The organism is Mesorhizobium onobrychidis, assembly GCF_024707545.1.
Lineage (GTDB): Bacteria > Pseudomonadota > Alphaproteobacteria > Rhizobiales > Rhizobiaceae > Mesorhizobium > Mesorhizobium onobrychidis.
The window spans coordinates 2,564,318-2,585,295 of sequence record NZ_CP062229.1 but is presented as its reverse complement, the minus strand read 5'-3'; the positions used below and the strand labels follow the sequence as shown (position 1 = coordinate 2,585,295).

The window sequence follows — 20,978 nt, the reverse complement described above, 5'->3', positions numbered from 1 at the left end:
GGATCACGTCCAGCAAAACGCCTTCAACAGAGAACCAGGATTTCCGGAGTTAGCCGCTGACCGGACATGTCGCCGTCATTGCGAAATCGACGCGATTGACCCCCATCAGACCTCGCCGCGTCACTCAAATCAGAATGTCACATGGCCGAACGAACGAAGGGTCGCGCTATTGATCCACGTCAAAGGCCATGTCGCGCTTCTGCTTCATGATGCAATTGCGGCTTGGGGCGGAACTATTCGTTCCCAACCGGACCTCTCACCGAAAGGACAGAAAATGAAGCTACTTTCCGAACAACTGGCGGCCATGTCGGTTCGCGCAAAGAATGTGGAAGTTGCTGTCGCGGCGGCTGAAAAGGAAGCCCATGACAAGATCGAGGCCCGCCTGGAGAAGGCTCGCCTCGCGGCAACCGCCGCAGTGGAGAAGGTAAACCAGGATCTCAAGTCCACCCGCGACAGCATGGCGAGGGACTGGAACACCGTGAAGGCAAAGGTCGCCGGCGACATGAATGCGCTGAAGGCGCGCGTCACGCAGACGAAGCGCGGGCTCGACGTAAAGGTCGCCGACATGCGTGCCGACGACCTGGAATGGGAGGCAGCATTCGCCATCGACTATGCCAATGCGGCAATCGAGCAAGCTGCCATGGCGACGCTCGACGCGATCGACGCCCGCATGGCCGCCGCGAAAGCCAAATCAGTGGCCTAGCGTCTAGGCAGCACCGGGTATTCGAGTTTCCCTGCCTCCGCTTAGGTTGTGGAGGCGATCGACCGAAGATCGCCTCCAATTTAGGCCGTCCGGAATGTCCGGTTGTGGCGGATTGTGTTGAAAAACTCCGACCATGCCTTCGAAGTCGGAAGCTGCTGAAATCAGTTTTCCTTTGAGGGCACAACTCTGCTCCGTCGGGAGCAAATTTGATTAAGCCTAGCTGCGTTCAGGAATCACTTTCCGGCGACTGTTCCGTTCCAGGCTCTCAGGACGCACTTCAATGAGTTTTTCAACAATATCGGCGCTTCCAGAGCGCGGTTAGGATCGCGATCTGAGCGACTTCCGGAGATTGGCCATGAACAGACACTCGTCTGCCGGCGCGCAGCGCGTTTATGAGTTCACGGCCTAGGCAGCGAAGGGCGTCCGTTCGGCGGTTTGGCTGCTTCTGGGGTCGGCGGTCTCATCCATGTGCCGGTGCCAGGGCAGGGGCGGAACGAAAGCAGCAACGAGGTGGTCAATGAATTTTCGCACCTTGGATGAGACTTGACGGGTATAGGGATAAACAGCCGAAATCGTATAGGCCCGAGGTGTAACATGGGGCAGTGCCGAGATCAGACTTCCCTCCCGAAGAGGTCCAGCAGCCAGAAATTCAGGCAACAGAACCAGCCCTAATCCGGCGATCGCCATATCTCTCATTGCCTCGAAATTGTTGGCGACAATTCGGCTGCGCATCAGCACGGATATCGGTCTTCCACCGACGCCTTCACTCTCGAACTGCCAAAAATCGCTGCTGCGAACATGCGCGTAGCCGATGCAGGTGTGCTGCGCCAATTCCGCGACGCTTTTGGGCAGGCCGCAGTTCGTTGCATACTCCGGGCTGCAGCACACAATTCTTGAGCAATCACAGAGCTTGCGAGCCTTCAGGCTCGACTCTTTCAAATCGCCAATATGTATGCCGAGGTCATAGCCGCCCTGGGTCGGGTTCACTAGCCGGTCTTCAAAGTCAACGGCAATTTCCAGCTCCGGATGACACCTCGCAAATTCAGCGATCACTTGCCCCAGAAAGTTGGTCCCAAACGACACTGGCACGACCATGCGCAGCCTCCCGCTCAGGCCCTCAGTCCGCTCGGATACCCCTTGAGTCGCTTCAGTGATCCCTTGGACCAGCGGGACAACCCGCTCGTACAATGACCACGCAAGCTCGGTGGGCGTAAGCCTGCCTGTGGATCGGCGAAACAGCTCAACACGCAGCGCCGTTTCGAGATCACCGATGCGCTTGCTTATCACTGATTTCGAAATGTTCAGGCGTGTTGCTGCGGATGTGACGCTTCCGGCCTCTACCACGTTGATGAACGTAAGAATGTCCTCGAAACGCCATTTCATGTGAGCTCTCCGTTAACGTGCGCTGTGATTGGCACGTCTTCAGTTCATGCCATGGTAGGAAGACAGATCGGTTGCTTTGCTTTTCGGCTGCATAGCTCAACCGATGGCATCATGCTCTCGTTCAAATTTGCCATGTTCCTCATTAGGCGAGCGCGAAACTTCGAAGAAACTGCTCGCCTCCCAGCACGATGAAAGACACGACCGTCATCATCAGGCCGCGTTGGAAGCGCGCCTGCTTTATGATCCTGACGCGTGACGTTTTCAGCAACTCGGTGGCCAAAACCGAGGTCCAGTCCGACCTCAAGGCCTGGTGCATCAGGTCACGGACATCGGCAAAGTAGCTGGGGTCGACATAGTACACCGGTAGGGTCTTGGAACCATGAGTCGTCTTGCCATTGAATTCCCTCTCCGCGCGTGTCCGGCTCGGATAGAGCACCTGGCCGAACTGAAGGATCGGCATGATGACGATCCCCCAAACGACCGCATAGAACAGCGGCCCGATCGGCGCATGCGTCGGCAAAAGATCGCCGAAGCGCAGCACGAGGTTGAGGGCGAGGATGTAACCCACGCCAACGATTTGCGCCTTGTTGTCGTAGGAACGCGCCACAGTTTGTGCTTCCTGAAGGGCGGCGAGGAGCATCTTGTCGGCATACTCGCGTGTGATCTCACCTGGTCCAGCATACATGCCGGCATCCGATCTCAGAAAGCGGTCGACAAGAGAGGAGGTTTCCGGCATGGCAAGCCCCTTTCTCAATGCTGGGGGACGAGAATGGGCATTGCCGGAACGTCAGGCGCTGCTACAGGTTCATGCTTTTCCCGAATGCCGTTGACCGCGACATAAAGGGCCGGGAGGAAGACGAGCGTCAGCACCGTCGCGACGGCGAGCCCGCCGACAATGGCGTAGGCCATCGGCCCCCAGAACACGTCGTGCATGATCGGGATCATGCCAAGGATGGCTGCAGCCGCGGTCAGCATGATCGGCCGGAACCGGTGCGTGGTCGCGTCGATCACCGCCCTCCAGGGATCGATGCCACGCGCCCGCTCATGCTCGATCTGGTCGACGAGGATCACGGAGTTGCGGATGATCATCCCTGCAAGCGCGATGATCCCGAGGATGGCGATGAAGCCCATAGGCGTACTCGTGGTCAGCAGCGCGATTGCGACCCCGATGAGACCGAGCGGCGCTACACTGATCACCATCGCCATCTGGCGGAAGCTGCCTAACTGCACGATGAGTACGGTCAGCATCAACGTGATCATCAGCGGAAACTGGGCCAGCAGAGCGGCGTTGCTTTGGCCGCTCTTCTCGACCGTGCCGCCGGTTTCTAGCAGAGTGCCGGCCGGCAGTGACTTGGTGTACTCTTCGACCGCGCCTGCGAGTCGCTCGTGAACGGAGGCGGGCTGCAGCCCCGGCAACGGTTCCGCCTGGACTGTGATGGTGGGCAGGCGGCCGCGACGCCAGACATAGCCCTCGTCGAGACCGTACTGGAACTCGGCAAGTTCGCGCAGGGGTACCGAGGCGCCTGTCGGAGTGGGGATCTGGAGATTGCGTAAGGCCTCGACGCTTTCGCGCTCGCTGTTTTCGGCCCGGGCCACGACATCGACCAGATAGATCGAGTCGCGCAGCTGAGTGACCGTCGAGCCGGTGAGCACGCGGTCGAGCGCCTGGGCGAGCTGTTCGGAGCTTAGGCCAGCCTGACGCACGCGATCCTGATCGACCACGATGCGCAGTTCCTTGTTCTTCTCAGCCCAGTCGTAGTTGACGTTGCGCACGAGTCCGGATGACCGCAGTATCTTTGCGAGTTCCTCCGCGTGCTCCCTCGCTTCGTCGGTCGTCGGCGCGCTCACCCGGTATTGCACCGGCCAGCCGACCGGCGGCCCGAGTTCCAGGCGCGAGATGCGGGCCCTCACGTTCGGGAAGCTGTCGGCAAACAGCGTCTCGAGCTTCGCCTGAACGCGGTCCCGCGCCTCGAGATCCTTCGCGACGACCACAGTCTCCGCCATGAAGTCGTTGTCGAGCTGGACGTCGAGCGGCAGGTAGAAGCGGATGGCGCCGCCGCCCACATAGGAAGAGAAGCCGGCGATGTCGGGGTCGCTGGCAAGCGTCTCTTCCAGCCGCTTCGTCTCCGTTTCGGTCGCCGCGATCGAGGCATTCTTCGGCAGCGTCATCGTCACCACAAGCTCGGGCCGGTTCGACGCCGGGAAGAACTGCTGCTGCACGAAACCCATGCCGTACAGGGAGGCGCCGAAGGCGGCAAGCGAGGCGGCGATGGTAAGCCAGCGGTGCCGCATGCTGAAGCCGAGCAAGCCAATGAAAGCGCGCATGAAGCGGCCCGGCCCATGAGTGCCATGCGCCTTCATGTGAGAAGGCAGCAGGGACAGCCCGATTACCGGCGCGAAGATCACGGCCACGAACCAGGAGGCCACGAGCGCAACCGCAATGACGGCAAACAGCGAAAACGTATACTGTCCGGTGTTGTTGTCGGCGAAGCCTATTGGCAGGAAGCCGAGGATCGTGATCAGAGTTCCCGATAACATGGGGAAGGCGGTAGAAGTATAGGCGAATGTAGCCGCCTTAACTTTTTCCATGCCTTCCTCGATCTTCGAGATCATCATTTCGATGGTGATCATCGCATCATCCACCAGTAGGCCGAGCGCGATGATGAGCGCGCCGAGCGAGATGCGCTGCAGGCTGATGCCCATCGCTTCCATGGCGATAAAGACGATGGCGAGCACCAGCGGGATCGACAAGGCAACCACGAGCCCGGCCCTGAAGCCGAGGCTGAGGAAGCTGACAGCGAGCACGATGACGATCGCCTCGAACAGTGCCTTGGTGAATTCACCGATGGCTTCGCGCACGACCTCGGGCTGGTCCGAAACCAGGTTGAGCTCAATGCCGACGGGGAAGCGCTGCATCAGGCGCCCGGCCGCCTCGTGCAGGCCTTCGCCAAAGTCGAGGTTGTTGCCGCCCTCACGCATGTTCACGCCGATACCGATGGCCGGCTTGCCGTTGACGCGGAACATCTTCGTGGGCGGGTCACTGTAGCCGCGCTGAACTTTGGCGATGTCGGTGAGTTTGTAGAAGCGCCCATCGATCCAGAGATTGAGGTCGGCAATGCTCTGGGGCTTCAGGAGGGAGCCGGTAACGTCGACAAGCATGTTCTCGTGCGGCGTGTTGATGACGCCGGAGGGCACAACCGCGTTCTGCCGAGCGATCGCCGTCAGCACTTCGTCGAGGCTGAGCTTAAGATTGGCGAGCTTCTGGGGTGAGAAGCTGAGATAGACCTTTTCGTCCTGGTCGCCAAAAATCTCGACCTTGCCGACATCGGACGAACGCAGGAACTCGGTCCGCGCCGTCTCGGCGAAGTCGCGCGCCTCGCGAGGCGTGAAGCCGTCGAAGGTGATCCCGTAGATGATGCCGAAAACGTCGCCAAACTCGTCGTTGAAGAAGGGGCCGACCACGCCAGGGGGAAGCGTCGCCTGGACGTCACTGACTTTCTTGCGGACCTGGTACCAGATGTCGTCGAGCTCGCGCTTGGGCGTCGACTCCTTGAGGTAAACGAAAATGGTCGCCTGGCCGGGTTTGGTGTAGCTCTTGATGTAATCGAGCTGGGGAGTCTCCTCGAGCTTCTTCTCGAGCCTGTCGGTCACCTGTGTGAGCATATCGGCCGCGGTGGCCCCTGGCCAAACCGCCTGGACCACCATGGTTTGCACGGTGAAATCCGGATCCTCCTGCCGGCCGAGCCTCTCGTAAGCGCTGATGCCGCCGATGACGCAGACGAGCATGAGGAATACGACGATGGCCCGGTTGTGGACCGCCCATTCCGAAAGATTGAAGCGTGTCATCACTCGACCTCCGTCTCAGCGTTCACCAACTCACCGTCTGCCAGCGAATTAACGCCGGCGGTCACGACCTTCTCTCCTGCCGACAGCCCGTGGCTAACGACGACGGAGTCTGTATCGAATTGAAGCAGCTGGACGTTCCGGCGCTGCACCTTGCCGTCACCGCCAATCACCCAGACCTGCGGCTCGTCTCCGGACTGCAGCAGCGCGGTCGGGGGTAGCGTGGTGACCTCCTGGCCTTCTTCGCTTTCGACGCGACCTACGACGACTGCGCCCAGCCGCATCTCTGGCGGCGCCGAAGCCAGCGCCACCTTCACCTGATAGGTGCCGGTCGTGCTGTCGGCTTCGGGGGAAATCTCGCGGATTGTGCCGGTGACCGCGATGTCCGGCCGGCCCTGGATCGAAACGTTCACCGCCATGCCGAGCTCTGCCCCGGCGATGTCTTCGCCGGCGACGGCGAAGACCGCCTCGCGCGCGTCATTGCGGGAGATCTCGACGACCATCTGGCCCGCGGCCACGACCTGACCTGGGTCGGCGCCAGCCGCCGTCACGATGCCGTCGCCGGGCGCAAGCAACTGCGTGTAGCCGAGCTGGTTTTCAACGATCCGGAGATTGGCTTCGGCCGCCTGGACGGCAGCTTGTGCGCTCTGCAGCGACTTCAGCGCCTCATCGTACTGGGAACGGGTGCTAAAGCCCTTGCCGAGCAGAATACGGAAGCGATCCTCTTGGGCCACGACCTGGACGAGCGTGGCCTTGGTCGCCGTGAGATCGGCCTGTGCGGCGGTCACCTTGTTGCGGTAATCGACGGCACTGAGCTCAGCGAGCTTCTGACCTTTCTTGACGATGGCGCCTATGTCGACATCGCGCGAGATGACTCGGCCGCCGACCTCGAAGCCGACCTCGCTGACATAACGCGACTGGACGCGACCGGCGCCCTCCGCCACCGTGGCGAGCTTGTGAGGCGTCACCACCACTGCCCGCGCCTGCCGCGGTGCTGCTAATGCTGCCTTCTCCTCTTCGGAACAGCCGGCAAGACAAAGGCCGGCGAGACAGACACAAAGGAATTTGCCGTACGATAGGCGCATGAAAGCCTCCGCTCGAAAGGATCGAGGTTGCAGGGAACTGATGATAGGGAGTCGGAGACGTGCTAACCGGCTCTCGTTTTAGACAATTAGGTCAAATCGACGATTAGGTCAATACGAGAAATCACGTAATTATGCAATTCAACATGCCAATTGGTGTAGATAACCCGGCACAAGGCGGAGATCGGGCGAGAGGCTGGGCAGACGCCCATTCGGCCTCCGCAGCCCAGGGACGGCTCCGAGCTCGCGGTTGACGTATGATTTGATGCGTGCAGTGCTTGACGCGTTGAGGGACCGCACAGGGTATCCGCGAAGATTGCAGATACTGGCCTTTTGATCATGTAACCATAACCAGCTCCGTCCTTTGGTTGGACAGTAGAGGCGGCTGGCGGTTCAACGCCATTGCCAAGTTGGTCAACTTCCTTAAGGGAAAACGAAAGAGCGCATCCGGCGCATATTCATGCGCACCAGGGCAATTATACGTTGGTATATATTTTATAGGACCGCTATTTCATGCGAGTCGGCGTGGTCGTCACACCCAGGCTGTCCGCCATTCGGACCAGTTCGACGAGAGATTTCGCCCGCATCTTCTGCATGACGTGCCCGCGATGGACCTTCACGGTCACCTCGCTGAGACCCGCTTGAGCAGCGATCTGCTTGTTGACCCTGCCGGTGACCACCAGGTTCATGATCTCTCGCTCGCGCGGCGTCAAGGAATCGTAGCGCGTCCGAAAATCGGCAATGAGCTCGGCCTTCTGCCGCCGAGTGCGGTCCTGCTCGATCCCGGCGTGAACCGCGTCTAGCAATTCCTGTTCACGCAGCGGCTTCGTCAGGAACTCGATGGCGCCCGATTTCATCGCGCGCACCGAGATCGGAATGTCGCTATGGGCACTGATGAAAATGACTGGAAGTTGAATGCCCAAATTCTGCAGCATACTCTGAAATTCGAGCCCACTCCGCCCCGGCAGCCTCACGTCGAGGATGATGCAGCCTGGAGCATCAGAACGCTTGCTGTCCAGAAACTCCTGGCTGGACTCGAATGTGTGCACGCCAAGTCCGACCGAGCGCAAGAGTTCGCCGAGCCCCCTCCGAACCGACGCATCATCATCAATGATGTAGACGAACTCCTCCATCCATGCGCCCCAAGGTTGAGCCGCCGGTAATGCGCGGCAGGCCGGACGCTAATTATTATTCCGGTTTCTCCTCAACTGGCAATGTAAACTGGAAAATTGCCCCGCGCGGCTGGTTGGGGACGGCCCAGAGTCGGCCGTTGTGAGACTCGATGATCGAACGACTGATCGTGAGGCCCAGGCCCATGCCCTTGGGTTTGGTGCTGTAAAAGGCCTCGAACATTTCGTCGACCTTCGCGGAGTCGATTGGCGGGCCGCTGTCACGGACCGCTACCAAAGCCGTTTGTGATGCCACTCGTTCGGTGCTTATGACGAGTTCGCGTGATCCTTTTGGAACCGCTGTCATTGCATCCTTGGCGTTCATTATGAGGTTGAGAACGACCTGCTGTATTTGGACCTGGTCGCCCACGATTGGAGGCAGGTTGTCCGACAGCTCGGTGTTCAGCGAGATGGCGCCTCGTTGCAGGTCCGTGGACACCAACGCAATCGTCTCCGAAACAATGTCATTGATGCTCAGCCGATCCCGCCGCTCGGGGGATTTCTTCGCCATCGCCCTGATCCGGTCGATGACCTCGGACGCGCGAAAGGCGTCACTGATCATATGCTCGACGGCCCGACGGGCGGAGATGATGTCGCGCGGATCCGCATCAAGATAGCGAAGACACGCATTGCCGCTGCCGACGAGCCCGGTGAGAGGCTGTCTGACCTCGTGGGCGATCGAAGCCGCAAGCTCTCCCATTGTGGTCATCCTGCTCATATGGGCAAGCTCGGCCTGCGCGAGTTGGAGGGCATTCTCCGCCTGCTTGCGGCTGGTGATGTCGCGCACAAGTGAAAGACGGAACCATTGCTCTCCCTGCTGGAATCGACCGGCGCGAATTTCGACGGGAAATACGCTGCCGTCCTTGCGACAGTGCAGCGTCTCGAACGTCACTGTCTGTCCGGTCTCAACTCGAGCTACCAAGTTGGCGAGCACCTCCTGGTTCAGATCCCCGTCGAACTCGCGCGGGTGCATTCCAATCAGTTCCTCGCGGCTGTAGCCGAGGCTTTCGCAGGCCTGACGGTTAACATCTATGACGGTCAGGTCGTCGGCGTGCAGGAAGAACGCGTCGGTCGCGTGGTCGACGAACGTTCGGAAGCGTGACTCGCTCGCTCGTAATTTTTCTTCCGCCCGCTTGCGCTCGGACAGATCCAGTACGAAGGCGACAGTCTGGTTTCCGGTTCCTTCGAAGCTCGCCTCGCCAATCAGCACGGATACGCGGCCACCATCCTTTCGCTGGTACTCCTTTTCGAACGGCTGGACGCTGCCGTTCATCTTCAGCTCCGCCCCAGCCTCGGCGTCACGCTCGCGCCACTCCGGCGGCGTCAGTTCTGCGTCGAGCAGGCGACCCGAGGAGAGTTCGTCGCGGCTATAGCCCACCATCCTGACAAACGCCTCGTTGGCCTCGACAATTCGGCCATCGATATCGCGGATGAAAATCCCGATGATGTTGGCCTCGACCAGACGGCCAATCCGGCCTTCGCGTTCTGCGAGGTCGCGGTAAAGACCGGTAATCTCAAGCGCGCTGGCGGCCTGCGAAGCGAGGAGCTTCAGCACCGCACTGCGGGCCGGCGCGAAGACACGTCCGGCCAGATTGTTCTCCAGATAGAGCACGCCGATCAGCTTCGCGTGATTGATCAGCGGCAAGCAGAGAATGGATCTGGCCGTGTGGTCACGGATGTAGGGATCGGCCGCAAAGGAGTTTTCGGCAGACGCATTGTCGAGGCTTACAGCTTGCCCCGTACGCAGGACGTAATTGAGAACTGACTCCGGCATCGTTCCCACAGCGGCCGCATCGCGCAGCTCTATGACCACGGCGTCGCCGCGGGTCAAGGCCTCCGCGGCAATTCGCGGCTCACCACCACGCGACAGGACAAGAAGCCCGCGCTCGGCCCCCGCCTGTTCGATGGCCATTCGCAGCACTGTGTCAATCAGCTTCTCGATGTCGATTTCGCCGGAGACCGCTTGCGACACCTTGATGACGGTAGCGAGGTCGAGACGTTCGACTGGCGCTTCGATTGTGCTCGTCGCAACCGGTGCTGGTTCGTCGTCCCGCAGGCGTGGAGAGAGTTCATCGAGTTGCCGCACCTTGCCCTCAGCTCCCCAGCGCAGATAACAGCGACGGGCGTTTTCCAGGTAGAGCTGAGCAATCTGATCAAACCCGCGCCTGCGGTAGAAGGCGGAAGCGCGCTCATACGCGATCGCCTCGTCGTGAGGAAGCGCGTTCGCGTAGGCCAATTGGATGGCCTGTTCATACAAATGCTCGGCATCCAGCGCGTGGTTGCCCAAGCGCGCAGTCTCCGCGTTGATCAACACTGCGCGGCTCGCAAAATTCTCTGGACTGTGCTCGGCCCACTCCTCGATTTGGCGGCGGTGAGCGGCCAAGGCCCTCCGATGTTGGGAACTCTCGGTGGCCGATACTTCGTCGCAGAGTGCGGCCAGCGAGAGGCCTGCATAAAAATGGTATTCCGCCCGCTCGAAAATGGCAGGGGTCATCCACAGGAGGCCTTGTACTTTCGCCGCTGCTGCAAGCGCTGCGACGTGGTCGCCGGCGAGAGCGCGTGCCTGCAGCTTGCGGATCCAGTACAAGCAACTACCAGGCTTGCCGTCGGTCTGACGCTCGAATTGCTGCTCGTCGAATCCTGTGTCGTTGAAGCAGCCGAACACCGGCGTCAGCCCGCGGAGCGTTCGAATGAGCTGAAGTTGCCCGGCAATGAAGCCGACCACGACACCGAACCCGGCTTGGCGGGCGAAAACCAGACCGGCTTCCGCATCGCGTTGAACCTCAGAGAGGGGCTCGCCGCTGGCGAGGAGGTAGGTCAGGAGGTTATTGCGGCTCAAGACTGCATAGGTGAGATCGCCGACCTGCTGCGCCGTTTCAAATACGCGCTGCGCCAGTGGACGGCCCGTCCGGACATGCCGCGGCGAAGATTTTGCAAGGTTGCCGAAGGCGAGGTAGACTCGTGCCTTCAGGCGGTCCATTCCAGGCTGTTCCACCAGGTCCAGCCCGAGCAGGCCGAACCGGAAACCTGCCTCGTAGTCGCCAAAATACAGCCCCAGCACAGTGCCTACCGCGGTGTAGGCGTAGGGCGACGTGTCGCTGTTGCCGTGCCTCAGACTAACATTCCCCATTCGCCCGATCACGAGGCAACGCAGATTCTCGTCGGTAAACAAGGCCGGAGTCACGAGCGATGTGAGGACATTCATGGTCGCGAGCGCAACAGGATCTGCCATCGGGGGCGAGTTGAGCAGCGTTTCCATCGGGCGGTTTCCGAGCTGCCGCCAAAGCCGCGCGTATTCCTGCCGCACTTGTTTCCTGGTCGGATGTGCCGACCAGGTGATGCCGACGCGGCGCAGGTAGTCGAGGCCGAAAACGATGGCCTGATCGCTTCGACCCAGGCTCATGAAAAGGTCCACACGCAGCCGAGTGACGCGGGCCAAATCAGTGAGGCTGGCGGCACGGCTTGCCAACTCGGCGAGCCGCGCCTGCGCCTCAGCCGGCGCCCCGGCGAGGAATTCGCATTCGGCCCTGTGCAGATTGAGGCCGAAAGCGAGATCGTACCGGCGCTCCCATGCATCATCCGGCAAGAGACCCGCACCCGTGGTGGCATAGGTCAGCGCCGACGCGTACGCCGCCGCCGCCTTGGCACGGCGGGCGGCAACCAGGTTCAGATCGGCGAGGCGCTCGCGCTCTTCGCCCGGCGCAATTATCATGCTGCCGCGGTTGAGCTGGCCGACGATGTCGAAGATACTCTCCTCGAGTGCGTCCGAGGGCGTATGCGTCAGCAGGACGCGGCCAACAGCGAGGTGTGCCGCGGCTCGCTCGCTTTCGGGGATCAGCCCGTAGGCCGCCTCTTGAATCCGGTCATGCAAGAACCGGTACGCCCCCTGTTGCCGCAGCACCAGCCCGGTCCGTACCGCAGCCCAAAACACCGTGTGAACCGCTTCTTCAGGTTCGCCTCTGATCAGCGTCAAGGTGCCAACTGTCGCTCGACTGCCGAGGCAGGCCAGTACGTTCAAGGCAATCTGGGTCGTGGTTGGGAGGCGCCGCAGCTTGCTCAGCATGAGATCCGCGACGTTATCGGTATAGCCTTTGGCGCGTATGCGCTCGAGGTCCCAATCCCAGCGCCCCTGCGCACGATCCAACCAAAGCAGCCCTTCATCCGGCAACGTGCTCAGGAACTGAAGGGCGAAGAACGGATTGCCCGCGCTCTTCTTGTGCACCAGCCGCGCAAGCGGCTGGACGCGACCGCTCCGGCAATGAAGAGCATCGGCGAAAATCCGGACCATTTCTTCCAGCCTGAGCGGCGCCAGCGGGATCTCCCGAACCAGCCCCCCGGCATCGCGAATCGCGGCCAGCCGACGAATCAGCGGATGGGTGGGTGTGACCTCGTTGTCGCGATAAGCGCCAATCAGCAGCAGGTGACGCATATCCCGTTGCGTGCAAATATCCTCAAGCAGGTCGAGCGTCGCGGTGTCCAACCATTGGAGGTCGTCCAGAAACAGCGCCAGCGGATGCTCCGCTCGGGCGAACACTCCGAGCAGTCGCCTGATGATCAAATGGAAGCGGCGCTTTGCATCTTGCGGCGGCAACTCCGCGACCGCCGGCTGTGGACCGATAAGCGCTTCGAGCTCCGGGACGAGCGTTTCCATCAGCCGTCCGCTCGCGCCCAAAGCTTCAATCAAGCCGGCGCGCCAGGGCACAAGCTCAGCTTCGCTCTTGCCCAGCAGCGGCCGGATGAGGCCCTGCAGGGCCTGTGCTAAGCTCGCATAGGGAGCGTCGCGCTGGTTCTGGTCGAATTTGCCGGATGCAAACAGCCCGCTAGACGGCACGAGAGCACGGTGGAGCTCGTGTACGACCGTGGACTTGCCAGCCCCGGCGTGGCCCGACACCAACACCAGCTGCGGCTCGCCGCCCGCAACAACCCGGTCGAAGGCGGCAAGCAGGACAGCGATCTCACGCTCGCGCCCATAGAGCCGCTCAGGAATCAGCAGCTCGTCGGCCAGATCGTGCGTCCCAAGCGGAAATTCACCGATCCGCCCTCGGCTCTCCCATTCAAGCAGGGCCCGCCGCAGATCGGCCTCCAGCCCGCCGGCCGTCTGGTAGCGCTCCTCGGCATTCTTGGCGAGCAGCTTCATGAGGATTGCCGAGACAGCGCGGGGCACCTTCTTCATCCGCTCGGACGGTGGCACCGGGCGCTTGGCAATGTGGCAGTGTACCCACTCCATCGGATCGGAAGCGGTGAACGGCAGCTTGCCGGTGAGCGTCTCATAAAGCGTGACGCCGATCGCATAAAGGTCGCTACGGGCGTCGACTGATCGGTTCATGCGGCCGGTTTGTTCGGGCGCCATGTACGCGAGAGTACCGGCAATGACCTCGGGAGGCTCGGACGCCTGGCGCTCCCGAGAAAGACGCGACGCCACGCCGAAGCCTGTGAGCCGAACCTGGCCCTCTGCCTCGTTCACCAGGATGTTCGCTGGCTTGATGTCCCTGTGAACTAGACCACGCTCGTGAACCTTGCCGACCGCCGCAGCGATACCGATGGCAAGACGCAGGAAGAGCGGGAGCTCGGTCGCCATCCCCTGCTTTCGCTCCGCGATCAGCTGGCGGAGGGGCACGCCGCCGCAGTCGTCCAGGATCAGCGCGCTGCGGTTATTCTCGTTGATGAATTCCAGCGGCTTCGCTGCCCACGTACCGTCGAGCTCGTCTCTCAGCCCATATTCGTGCGCCAGTCTGTCGAGGCTGGTGCGGCTGGGGTGCTCGGCCGCAAGCCGCACCACCAGGACAGGCTGCGGCCCTGCCTTCTCGTCCTGGCGTGTCTGCCGTGTGAGGATGCGATAGCCGTCATCCCAGGTAGCTTGTACCGCGTCAGGCTGAGCTAGGGTCGGCGTCGTCAGCCGGCCAGGAGCGGCTAGACGCTCCTGTCTGCCTGTGCTTTTCCTGGCGCTCCTTTTCGGCCCGCCTTGGACGGTGTCGTCCATCTTCACATCGCTCGACTCGAGACTGCCCGCGTCCTTCTTGGACCACGGGCATCGCAGTTCTAGTCAGGCTTCACCCACTTCCCTCTCGTGTCAATGTGCCCACTTCTTGGGGCGCCCAGCAAAGCCGATCACATCTATCGCTGATCTTCATCCCACCACTTCCGTTCGCAGAGTATGCTTTTCGACCAGGGCCTACGAAACAGGGCCGCGAAAGCGCTGTTCTGCCCTTTTGAGAGGGGCCGCGCCGGCAGGAGAGGTTTTTTGCGGTCAAGAGGCACACCGGCGCGGCAAGTAGGCTCCTGGTGGGAGGACGCTGGATTTCAGGGGCCGTTGCAAGGTTTACCCTGCCTCGACTACTCTGGGTATTATGCCGAGGTATAACCGCTTAGCCGTTTTGGCAGAACTCCTAAACCAGTTGCCTCCATCCGCCTGCGCTACCTCATCGGCTGCGTGTCGCACGCCGCTGCATCGCCGTGCTGGAGGATACAGGGGCGATTTGCCTGTCGGCGAACCTGTGGAATCGTCCCAGACGCGTATGTCGCCGGGGAAGCCACTTACTTCGGCTGTGGCCATCCATTGCGTAGGCAGGCCGTCGCGTGGATAGGCTGCGATGCAGGCTGTAAGCTGGGTGGCACACAGGCCAAGGAGGATGATCCTCAGCCCATCCAACGTAGCGCAGCGCGGACCCTCGTAACCGGCAAAGTAAGTGGCCATGGATTATGACAGGACGAGTAAGTGTTGCCGCTTCACGCGCCTGCATGCCGGGTTCTGCGATGACGTCGACCCTCGCAGTCTTTGGCCCTTTCCGGCTTTGCTGCCGTGGGAGTGATCAGGGCGAGCGGTGCCGGGAATGGGTTGCGACCAAAGTAAAACGTGTTTCATCATGCGAGCGTAGGCGCCCACGGTCGCCGGCTGCAACGATCCGTAAAGTGCCCTTTGCCGCCTCATGAGGCCCTGGGCGGGACGAAAAGACAGATCGTCTGGCCCGCATCGAGACCCGCCTGGTGTGCGCACCAATGGTATTCGCCGTCGGGCGAGTCCTTTATGCGCTTGTCTCGGTAACCGACCACCTCACCGGTGGATTGGATGACGTAACCCTGGGGCTTCTCGATAACCGCCGAGGACTGGACCTGCTGGCAATCCATATTGCTGCAGCATGCCCACGGGTACTTCCACCCGGTCGGGGCATCGTGTGCGCTGACCTGGCTATGCAGGCCGAGCAAAATGAGCGGAAGTAGTGAGCCTGACCGGAGGCGATAGAGAACCGAAATCATCCGATAGAATCCTCCATGATGTGGTTGTTTTGGCGTCGTCCCAGCATGTATGCGAACAGAAGTAGTATCTTGTAGGACGTCCGCGGAATACAAGATCACATTTTATACATTCCATCGCCAACCCTTCTTATGTCGACGTGCTAACGCAAGTATGTTTCAGTAAGCATGAACGTCATACCGCCACAACACACATCTATTACAGCACATACACGGCTTTTCTATTAGATTGTTGTTCGTCGCTCATGTCGCGGTAGTTGCCAGACCCATACCTTTGTATATTGCGGTAATCTGGAGGACCCTGCTAACCAACGCTGACCGCTTGGTTGGGCGCGCGATTCCCTCGGGCTGCCGGCCAACGCTCGCCGGGGCGTCAAGTGACCGCCTGCAATATCAGTAGGTTGTGAAATTGCCGCCCCGACGACTCGTGCTACCGGCGCGGGTTGCGCAGGACCGGCAGCACTCGTCGAGATTCGTCCAGCACTGCGCGCCGTGCATATGCCGGGCCAGGGCCACGCATATAGTGAAGTTCCGGTCGATATCGCGGCGCCACGAAGTCGTGAATGGCGGAGAAGCACTGTGTAAGCAGAACGCGGAGTTCCATCGCGATAGGTCCTTTCCTCTCGCCAACAGCTCAGTCGGCCGAGCAGGCCGACATTGCTGGCAACCACAGGTCGACTGCCGTGCCCTGACGAGCAGTGTTGGTCAGTGTGAGTCCACCCTCCAAGCTCTCCATGAGTTGATTGACGATCGCCAAAATGAGACTGGTCCTATTGGTCTGGGTCGAGAAGTGTGGATGTTCCACCATACTTGGCGCCTCTGGAGAGATGCTCCGATTTGCGACCGAAAGGCGGATCATCAGCTTACGCGATCCAGCCTGACTGACAGGCGGCAACTCCGACGCTGCCGCAATGGTGATTTCGCCACCCTCAGGCATCGCGTCGCGCGCATTGAGGACAAGATTGAGGAGCGCGCGCTCCACGAACGGCTGGTCGACAAAAGCCAGCGGAAGGCTATTGTCGATATCAACTTCGAGGCTGATGCTTGATGGCAGAACACTTTCAAGTACCGCCTCCAAGAGCGAGATCAGCTGGTGAATGTCAACCGGTTCCGGCCTTGCCTGCCGCGGGTTCGCAAAGTCGAGAAGTTCCCGAGCAAGTATCTTGGCACGAAATGCGCAGTATATCGCACCGTCGAGCTTCCTAAGCTGGCGCGATGTGCCGGCGCGGCGGGCTTGCAGCTCTTCGAGAATGGTCAGGACCGGCGTCAGCAGACTGTTGAAATCGTGCACTATGGACGAGAGACACAGGGGCGGTTCGGCCGCCGAAAAGGGAGCAACGGGCTCCTCTAGTCTTCGATCACTGGATTCCGAGGACGTGTACCGCACGCTTCTCTCCGTCAAGGCAGTTCAGGGATATTCTTCCCTGCCAAATATTGTTACTCAGTGGGAAGTCCGATCGCTATTATTCTGAGGTATACGGCTCTAGCCTTTTGACGCAGAGAAGCGATCCTCTGGGCCTCTACTGCATGAACCATCCATGGCTGACCACCATCGACTGGCCAGTCAGCGCGTTCGATGGGAAGGCTGCCAGGAACAGCGCTGCTTCCGCAACGTCCTGGACGGTCGTGAACTCGCCGTCGACCGTCTCTTTCAGCATCATGGTCTTGATCACGTCCGCCTCGGAGATCCCAAGCTCGCGTGCCTGCTCCGGGATCTGTTTGTCGACCAAAGGCGTGCGCACGAAGCCGGGGCAGATCACGTTGGCGCGCACGCCGTGGGCGGCACCTTCCTTGGCCACGACCTTCGCCAGGCCGATCAGGCCGTGCTTGGCGGTGACGTAGGGCGCCTTGAGCGGTGAAGCCTCCTTGGAGTGCACGGATCCCATGTAGATGATGCTGCCGCCCTTCTGCCTGTACATTTGCCGCAAGGCGGCACGGGTGGTCAGGAAGGCTCCGTCCAAATGGATGGAAAGCAACTTCTTCCATTTCTCGAACTCGAACTCGACAAGCGGCGCCACGATCTGGACGCCGGCGTTGCTGACCAGGATGTCGAGGCGCCCGAAGGTTTCGATCGCCTGCACCATTCCGCTTTCCACCTGCTCCTCGTTGCTGACATCCATGCCAACCCCGAGCGCACGTTTGCCCATCGGATCGATCTCGGACGCGGCCTTTTGCGCCGCGCTGTGATCAAGATCCGCAATGACCACTCTTGCCCCCTCGCGAGCGAATATGAGCGCAATCTCTTTGCCGATGCCGCTCGCGGCTCCGGTGATCACTGCCACCTTGTTGAGGAGCCGGCCTGCGGCTCCGTCGGCGTGCTTCGATAAGATCTCATTCTGCAAATTCATGGATTCTTCCTTTCCGATAGCGAGGCTCAGCTTCCGCGAGGTAGTCATGCACGACCTTTCCAAGCGCGAGCGTGAGATCTGCGATGATGTGTACCGCCGATACCACTTCCAGCACCGGCAGCTCGGCGACTGGGGCCAGCGCGTGTGACCAAAGGTTCAGTGCTGCCGGGCCGGTCCAGGCGCCCTGCAGATTGATTTCCTCCAAGTGGTATTCCACGAGTTCGCAGATGCGCGGCGTGCCGTCGACATGCGGGATGATTTTGAGGAGGAAGTTCGGTTCGGCGAGCGAGGCCTTCACGCTCGCGAGGTCGGCGGCTCGGTGCTTGTAGCCCATAGTACCCGTCGCGACGCGGACCGGTCCATAATCGAGCGTGCCCACCAGAGTGTCGGTCTCGGTCCGAAAAGTCGGACTCGCAAGCTTCTTCGGAAAGCCCCAAAGCTCGCGTCCGCCGGCAATCGGCGGGTGGTCGTTGAGAAACATGCAGTGGGTGTAGCTGCCCTTGCGTCCGCGGAACGAAACCGGGATGACCTGTCCGCTTTCCGTGTAATCACCGAAGCCGGTCGAGTCCGGCATGCGAATGAACTCGAATTTGACGAGAGGCTCGCACACCTGGAGCGGCTCGGGCACGAGGTCGCGCAGTTTGTTCGGATCGGTGCGATATGTGATGATCAGATACTCCCGATTTCGGAAGCGATATGGGCCGGTCGGATAGGCCGGGCTGGTCAGCGGCATGGCGAAAGCGCTCGCCCGGACGGTGTCTTGGTGCATGGCTGAAAATCCTTTGGATCGAGCGGCTCATTTGCGTTCAGGAGGAGCCGGGGGCGCATTCGCGACGGGGACGTCAGTCGCTTGCGTGACTGAACTATATTCCCGCCCGTCGACAGCAAGGTCATAGGTGCTAACCCCGTCCAGATTGTCCGGCCGCGCTATTGCCTCAGGATGGCGCAATGTGCGCACAGCGTCGAAGTAACCAGCCCGCCAATGCTCTTCCATGGACAGCCGCGAGAATTCGTAGTCCTTCGAGTGGGTTTCATACTGCTTCGAGCCGTAGATCAGATGGACCAGCTTGTAGACCTTGTGGTCCGCAATTGAGCTCAGCATTCTCGCCTCCTCGCTATCCAAAAGGTCAGCGGGCAGTTTTGCCAGAAGGTTCGCGAGCGTGTGTCGGGCGCGCTGGTAATGCTTGAACTGGTCGGTATGGGCGCGCGTTCGGCTTGCATTCGAAAGGGAGACGCCCTTCTACCGTTCGGAAACCCTTCTGGGACTGAACGTTCATCGAATGCTTTCCTTCTCACCGAGCATGACCTCGCGGTCCTTAGCCGTCCGCATGGGGATCGGCCTATTTTCAATTTGCACATATAGTTCAAAACGACTATATCGTCAATATGAGAATTGCGTAATGGTGCAATGCAAAAAGGGCATGACAAATGGCAAAAGTAGATTTGGCGCGCAGGGCGGAGATAGGGCGTGAGAAGCGGGCGCGGACGCGTGCGCAGATCGTGGAAGCAGGCGCGACGCTCCTTGGGGGCCGTACGCACGAGGCGCTTACGGTGGATGCTGTCGTCGAGGCTGCGGGCGTTGCCAAGGGGACCTTCTACTACCATTTCAAGAGCATCGGAGATCTGGCCGCTGCGGTGGGGGCCGGGCTCAGTCAGAGCTTTGATGAGCTGCTGTCGCCTGCCAGGCTCGAGCGGCGGGATCCGATCGAGCGCCTCTCTTTCGCGTTCATGAAATTCCTGGAGAGAGCGAGCGCGGACACAGACTGGGCCCGCCTTGTTATTCAGAGCTCGCAATCACCCATTGAGTTCGGCATAGGGGTTCGCGGGAATCTCAAGGCGGACATCGAGGAAGCGATTGCCCAAGGCCGAGTGAGCGTGCGCGACGTAGAGTTGGCAGCCGACATCGCAATTGGAATATGGCTGGAGGTGACGCGCGGAATTATTGCGCGAGGTCCCCGGCCCGAAACGACCAGCCAAGCGCTCGACGCGACGCTTCGAGCTCTCGGCCTCGGCCAGCGCTGATTGGGTCTGGAGCCTAGCACAAAGTTATCGTGGCAGGTAATGTATCGTCCATTAGTTGGGTTGAGGCACCGATGGAATTTCGATTGCTTTCCTGCCTGCTTGTAGCGATTGCGCTGGATGGCTGCGCACTCCGTCCTGCAGCGAGTGTGCTGACCCCTGTTGCGACCGATGCAAGCGATACACGGCGCGTCGAACTCTTTACCGCTACCTCAAGGAATCTGACGGGTGAAACGGGCGAATTCGGAGCCGCTTCGGATCGTAGTCTCGCCCTAAACTACCAAAGATATCAAATGTCGATCCCGCCCAGTCACAAAGTAGGCGCAATCGAATGGCCGACGGGGGTTGCCGATCCGGAACGTCACTTCTCCGTCTTGGCGCGAACTTATTTAACGGAAGATCAATTTGCCAAAGGCGTCGCCGGAGCAAGCCGCGATGGCGAAGCGGTAATTTTCATCCATGGCTATAACACACTTTACCAGGAGGCGATTTTTCGCTTCACCCAGCTTGTTCATGACACCGGATTCGCAGGCGCTGCGATAGTATTCTCCTGGCCTTCAGAAGGCAAAATCCTTGGGTACGGTCGCGATCGCGAAAGCTCGATGTTCTCGCGGGACCACCTTGAGCGTTTGATCCGAAGTGTTGCTAAGATCCAGTCTGTCAAGAAGATCCACCTGGTTGCTCATTCAATGGGAGGCTGGTTGACGGCCGAGGTCTTACGGCAAGCCAAATTTAAAAACGACCTCGAGTTTAACGGCAAACTTGGTGAGGTTGTGCTCGCCTCGCCCGATATCGATATCGACGTGTTTCGAACGCAGATCATATCGATTGGAAAGAGGTCTCCCCCCATCACTGTTCTGATCTCCCGCGACGATAAGGCGCTTGCGATCTCAAAGCTAATAGCCGGCAATGTCGATCGGGTCGGTGCCTTCGTAATCGATGACCCCCGTATCATTCCAATCCTCGAACAGGCAGGGGTGCGCGTATTCGACATGAGCTTGCTTCAGAGTGGTGACCCGTTGCAGCACACGAAATTCGCTGCGTCCTCGGAGCTGCTGCAAAGCTTCAGTAAAGACCTGCACTCTGGGCTGGCGCGCGAGAAATCGAGACGCGGGAGCGGCGGGCTCTTGATCGTTGATAGCACCGGCGTGCCGCATGGTCCTAGGGAGCGCTAGCTTAT

General features: G+C 60.3%; 13 protein-coding genes and 1 pseudogene. 3 read left to right on the top strand and 11 right to left on the bottom strand.

Annotation, left to right across the window (positions count from 1 at the left end):
* Positions 1-274 precede the first annotated feature (274 nt).
* Complete coding sequence (locus IHQ72_RS12940) at positions 275-703, top strand: hypothetical protein (RefSeq protein ID WP_258122782.1); 429 nt, start codon at positions 275-277, stop codon at positions 701-703.
* A gap of 405 nt (positions 704-1,108) precedes the next feature.
* Here the strand turns inward: IHQ72_RS12940 and IHQ72_RS12935 are convergent, their stop codons facing one another.
* The 11 genes and pseudogenes from IHQ72_RS12935 to IHQ72_RS12885 all read right to left on the bottom strand — a co-directional run.
* A complete protein-coding gene (locus IHQ72_RS12935) occupies positions 1,109-2,086 on the bottom strand; it encodes a LysR family transcriptional regulator (RefSeq protein WP_258122781.1) in 978 nt (325 codons plus the stop codon).
* Between the two features lie 142 nt (positions 2,087-2,228).
* Positions 2,229-2,822, bottom strand: a complete 594-nt coding sequence (locus tag IHQ72_RS12930; RefSeq protein ID WP_258122780.1) for a Pycsar system effector family protein — start codon at positions 2,820-2,822, stop codon at positions 2,229-2,231.
* A 14-nt stretch (positions 2,823-2,836) separates the two neighbouring features.
* Positions 2,837-5,932 carry an efflux RND transporter permease subunit gene (locus IHQ72_RS12925; protein WP_309508848.1) on the bottom strand — a complete coding sequence of 1,032 codons (3,096 nt, stop codon included), beginning with the start codon at positions 5,930-5,932 and terminating at the stop codon, positions 2,837-2,839.
* The gene (locus IHQ72_RS12920) at positions 5,932-7,014 is read right to left on the bottom strand and encodes an efflux RND transporter periplasmic adaptor subunit (protein ID WP_258122778.1); all 1,083 of its coding nucleotides are present in this window, start codon (positions 7,012-7,014) and stop codon (positions 5,932-5,934) included. Before IHQ72_RS12920 ends, IHQ72_RS12925 begins: the two co-directional genes overlap by 1 nt.
* 503 nt (positions 7,015-7,517) lie before the next feature.
* Positions 7,518-8,144: a response regulator transcription factor gene (locus IHQ72_RS12915; protein ID WP_258122777.1), complete on the bottom strand. Its 627-nt coding sequence runs from the start codon at positions 8,142-8,144 to the stop codon at positions 7,518-7,520.
* Positions 8,145-8,199: 55 nt separating this feature from the next.
* Complete coding sequence (locus IHQ72_RS12910) at positions 8,200-14,160, bottom strand: AAA family ATPase (RefSeq protein WP_258122776.1); 5,961 nt, start codon at positions 14,158-14,160, stop codon at positions 8,200-8,202.
* 944 nt (positions 14,161-15,104) lie between these two features.
* On the bottom strand, positions 15,105-15,434 hold the full coding sequence (locus IHQ72_RS12905; RefSeq protein ID WP_258122775.1) for a hypothetical protein: 330 nt from the start codon (positions 15,432-15,434) through the stop codon (positions 15,105-15,107).
* Between the two features lie 631 nt (positions 15,435-16,065).
* The gene (locus IHQ72_RS12900; protein WP_258122774.1) at positions 16,066-16,818 is read right to left on the bottom strand and encodes an ATP-binding protein; all 753 of its coding nucleotides are present in this window, start codon (positions 16,816-16,818) and stop codon (positions 16,066-16,068) included.
* A gap of 133 nt (positions 16,819-16,951) precedes the next feature.
* Positions 16,952-17,779, bottom strand: a complete 828-nt coding sequence (locus IHQ72_RS12895) for a 3-hydroxybutyrate dehydrogenase (RefSeq protein ID WP_258122773.1) — start codon at positions 17,777-17,779, stop codon at positions 16,952-16,954.
* Positions 17,763-18,548, bottom strand: a complete 786-nt coding sequence (locus IHQ72_RS12890; RefSeq protein ID WP_258122772.1) for an acetoacetate decarboxylase — start codon at positions 18,546-18,548, stop codon at positions 17,763-17,765. Before IHQ72_RS12890 ends, IHQ72_RS12895 begins: the two co-directional genes overlap by 17 nt.
* Positions 18,549-18,575: 27 nt before the next feature.
* Positions 18,576-18,938 (bottom strand): annotated as a pseudogene (locus IHQ72_RS12885) (DUF3734 domain-containing protein); the annotation flags it as partial.
* Between the two features lie 269 nt (positions 18,939-19,207).
* Here IHQ72_RS12885 and IHQ72_RS12880 point away from each other — a divergent pair.
* Together IHQ72_RS12880 and IHQ72_RS12875 are read left to right on the top strand one after the other, a co-directional pair.
* Positions 19,208-19,801, top strand: a complete 594-nt coding sequence (locus IHQ72_RS12880) for a TetR/AcrR family transcriptional regulator (RefSeq protein WP_258122771.1) — start codon at positions 19,208-19,210, stop codon at positions 19,799-19,801.
* A 71-nt stretch (positions 19,802-19,872) separates the two neighbouring features.
* Complete coding sequence (locus IHQ72_RS12875) at positions 19,873-20,973, top strand: alpha/beta hydrolase (RefSeq protein ID WP_258122770.1); 1,101 nt, start codon at positions 19,873-19,875, stop codon at positions 20,971-20,973.
* The last annotated feature ends 5 nt before the right edge of the window (positions 20,974-20,978 follow it).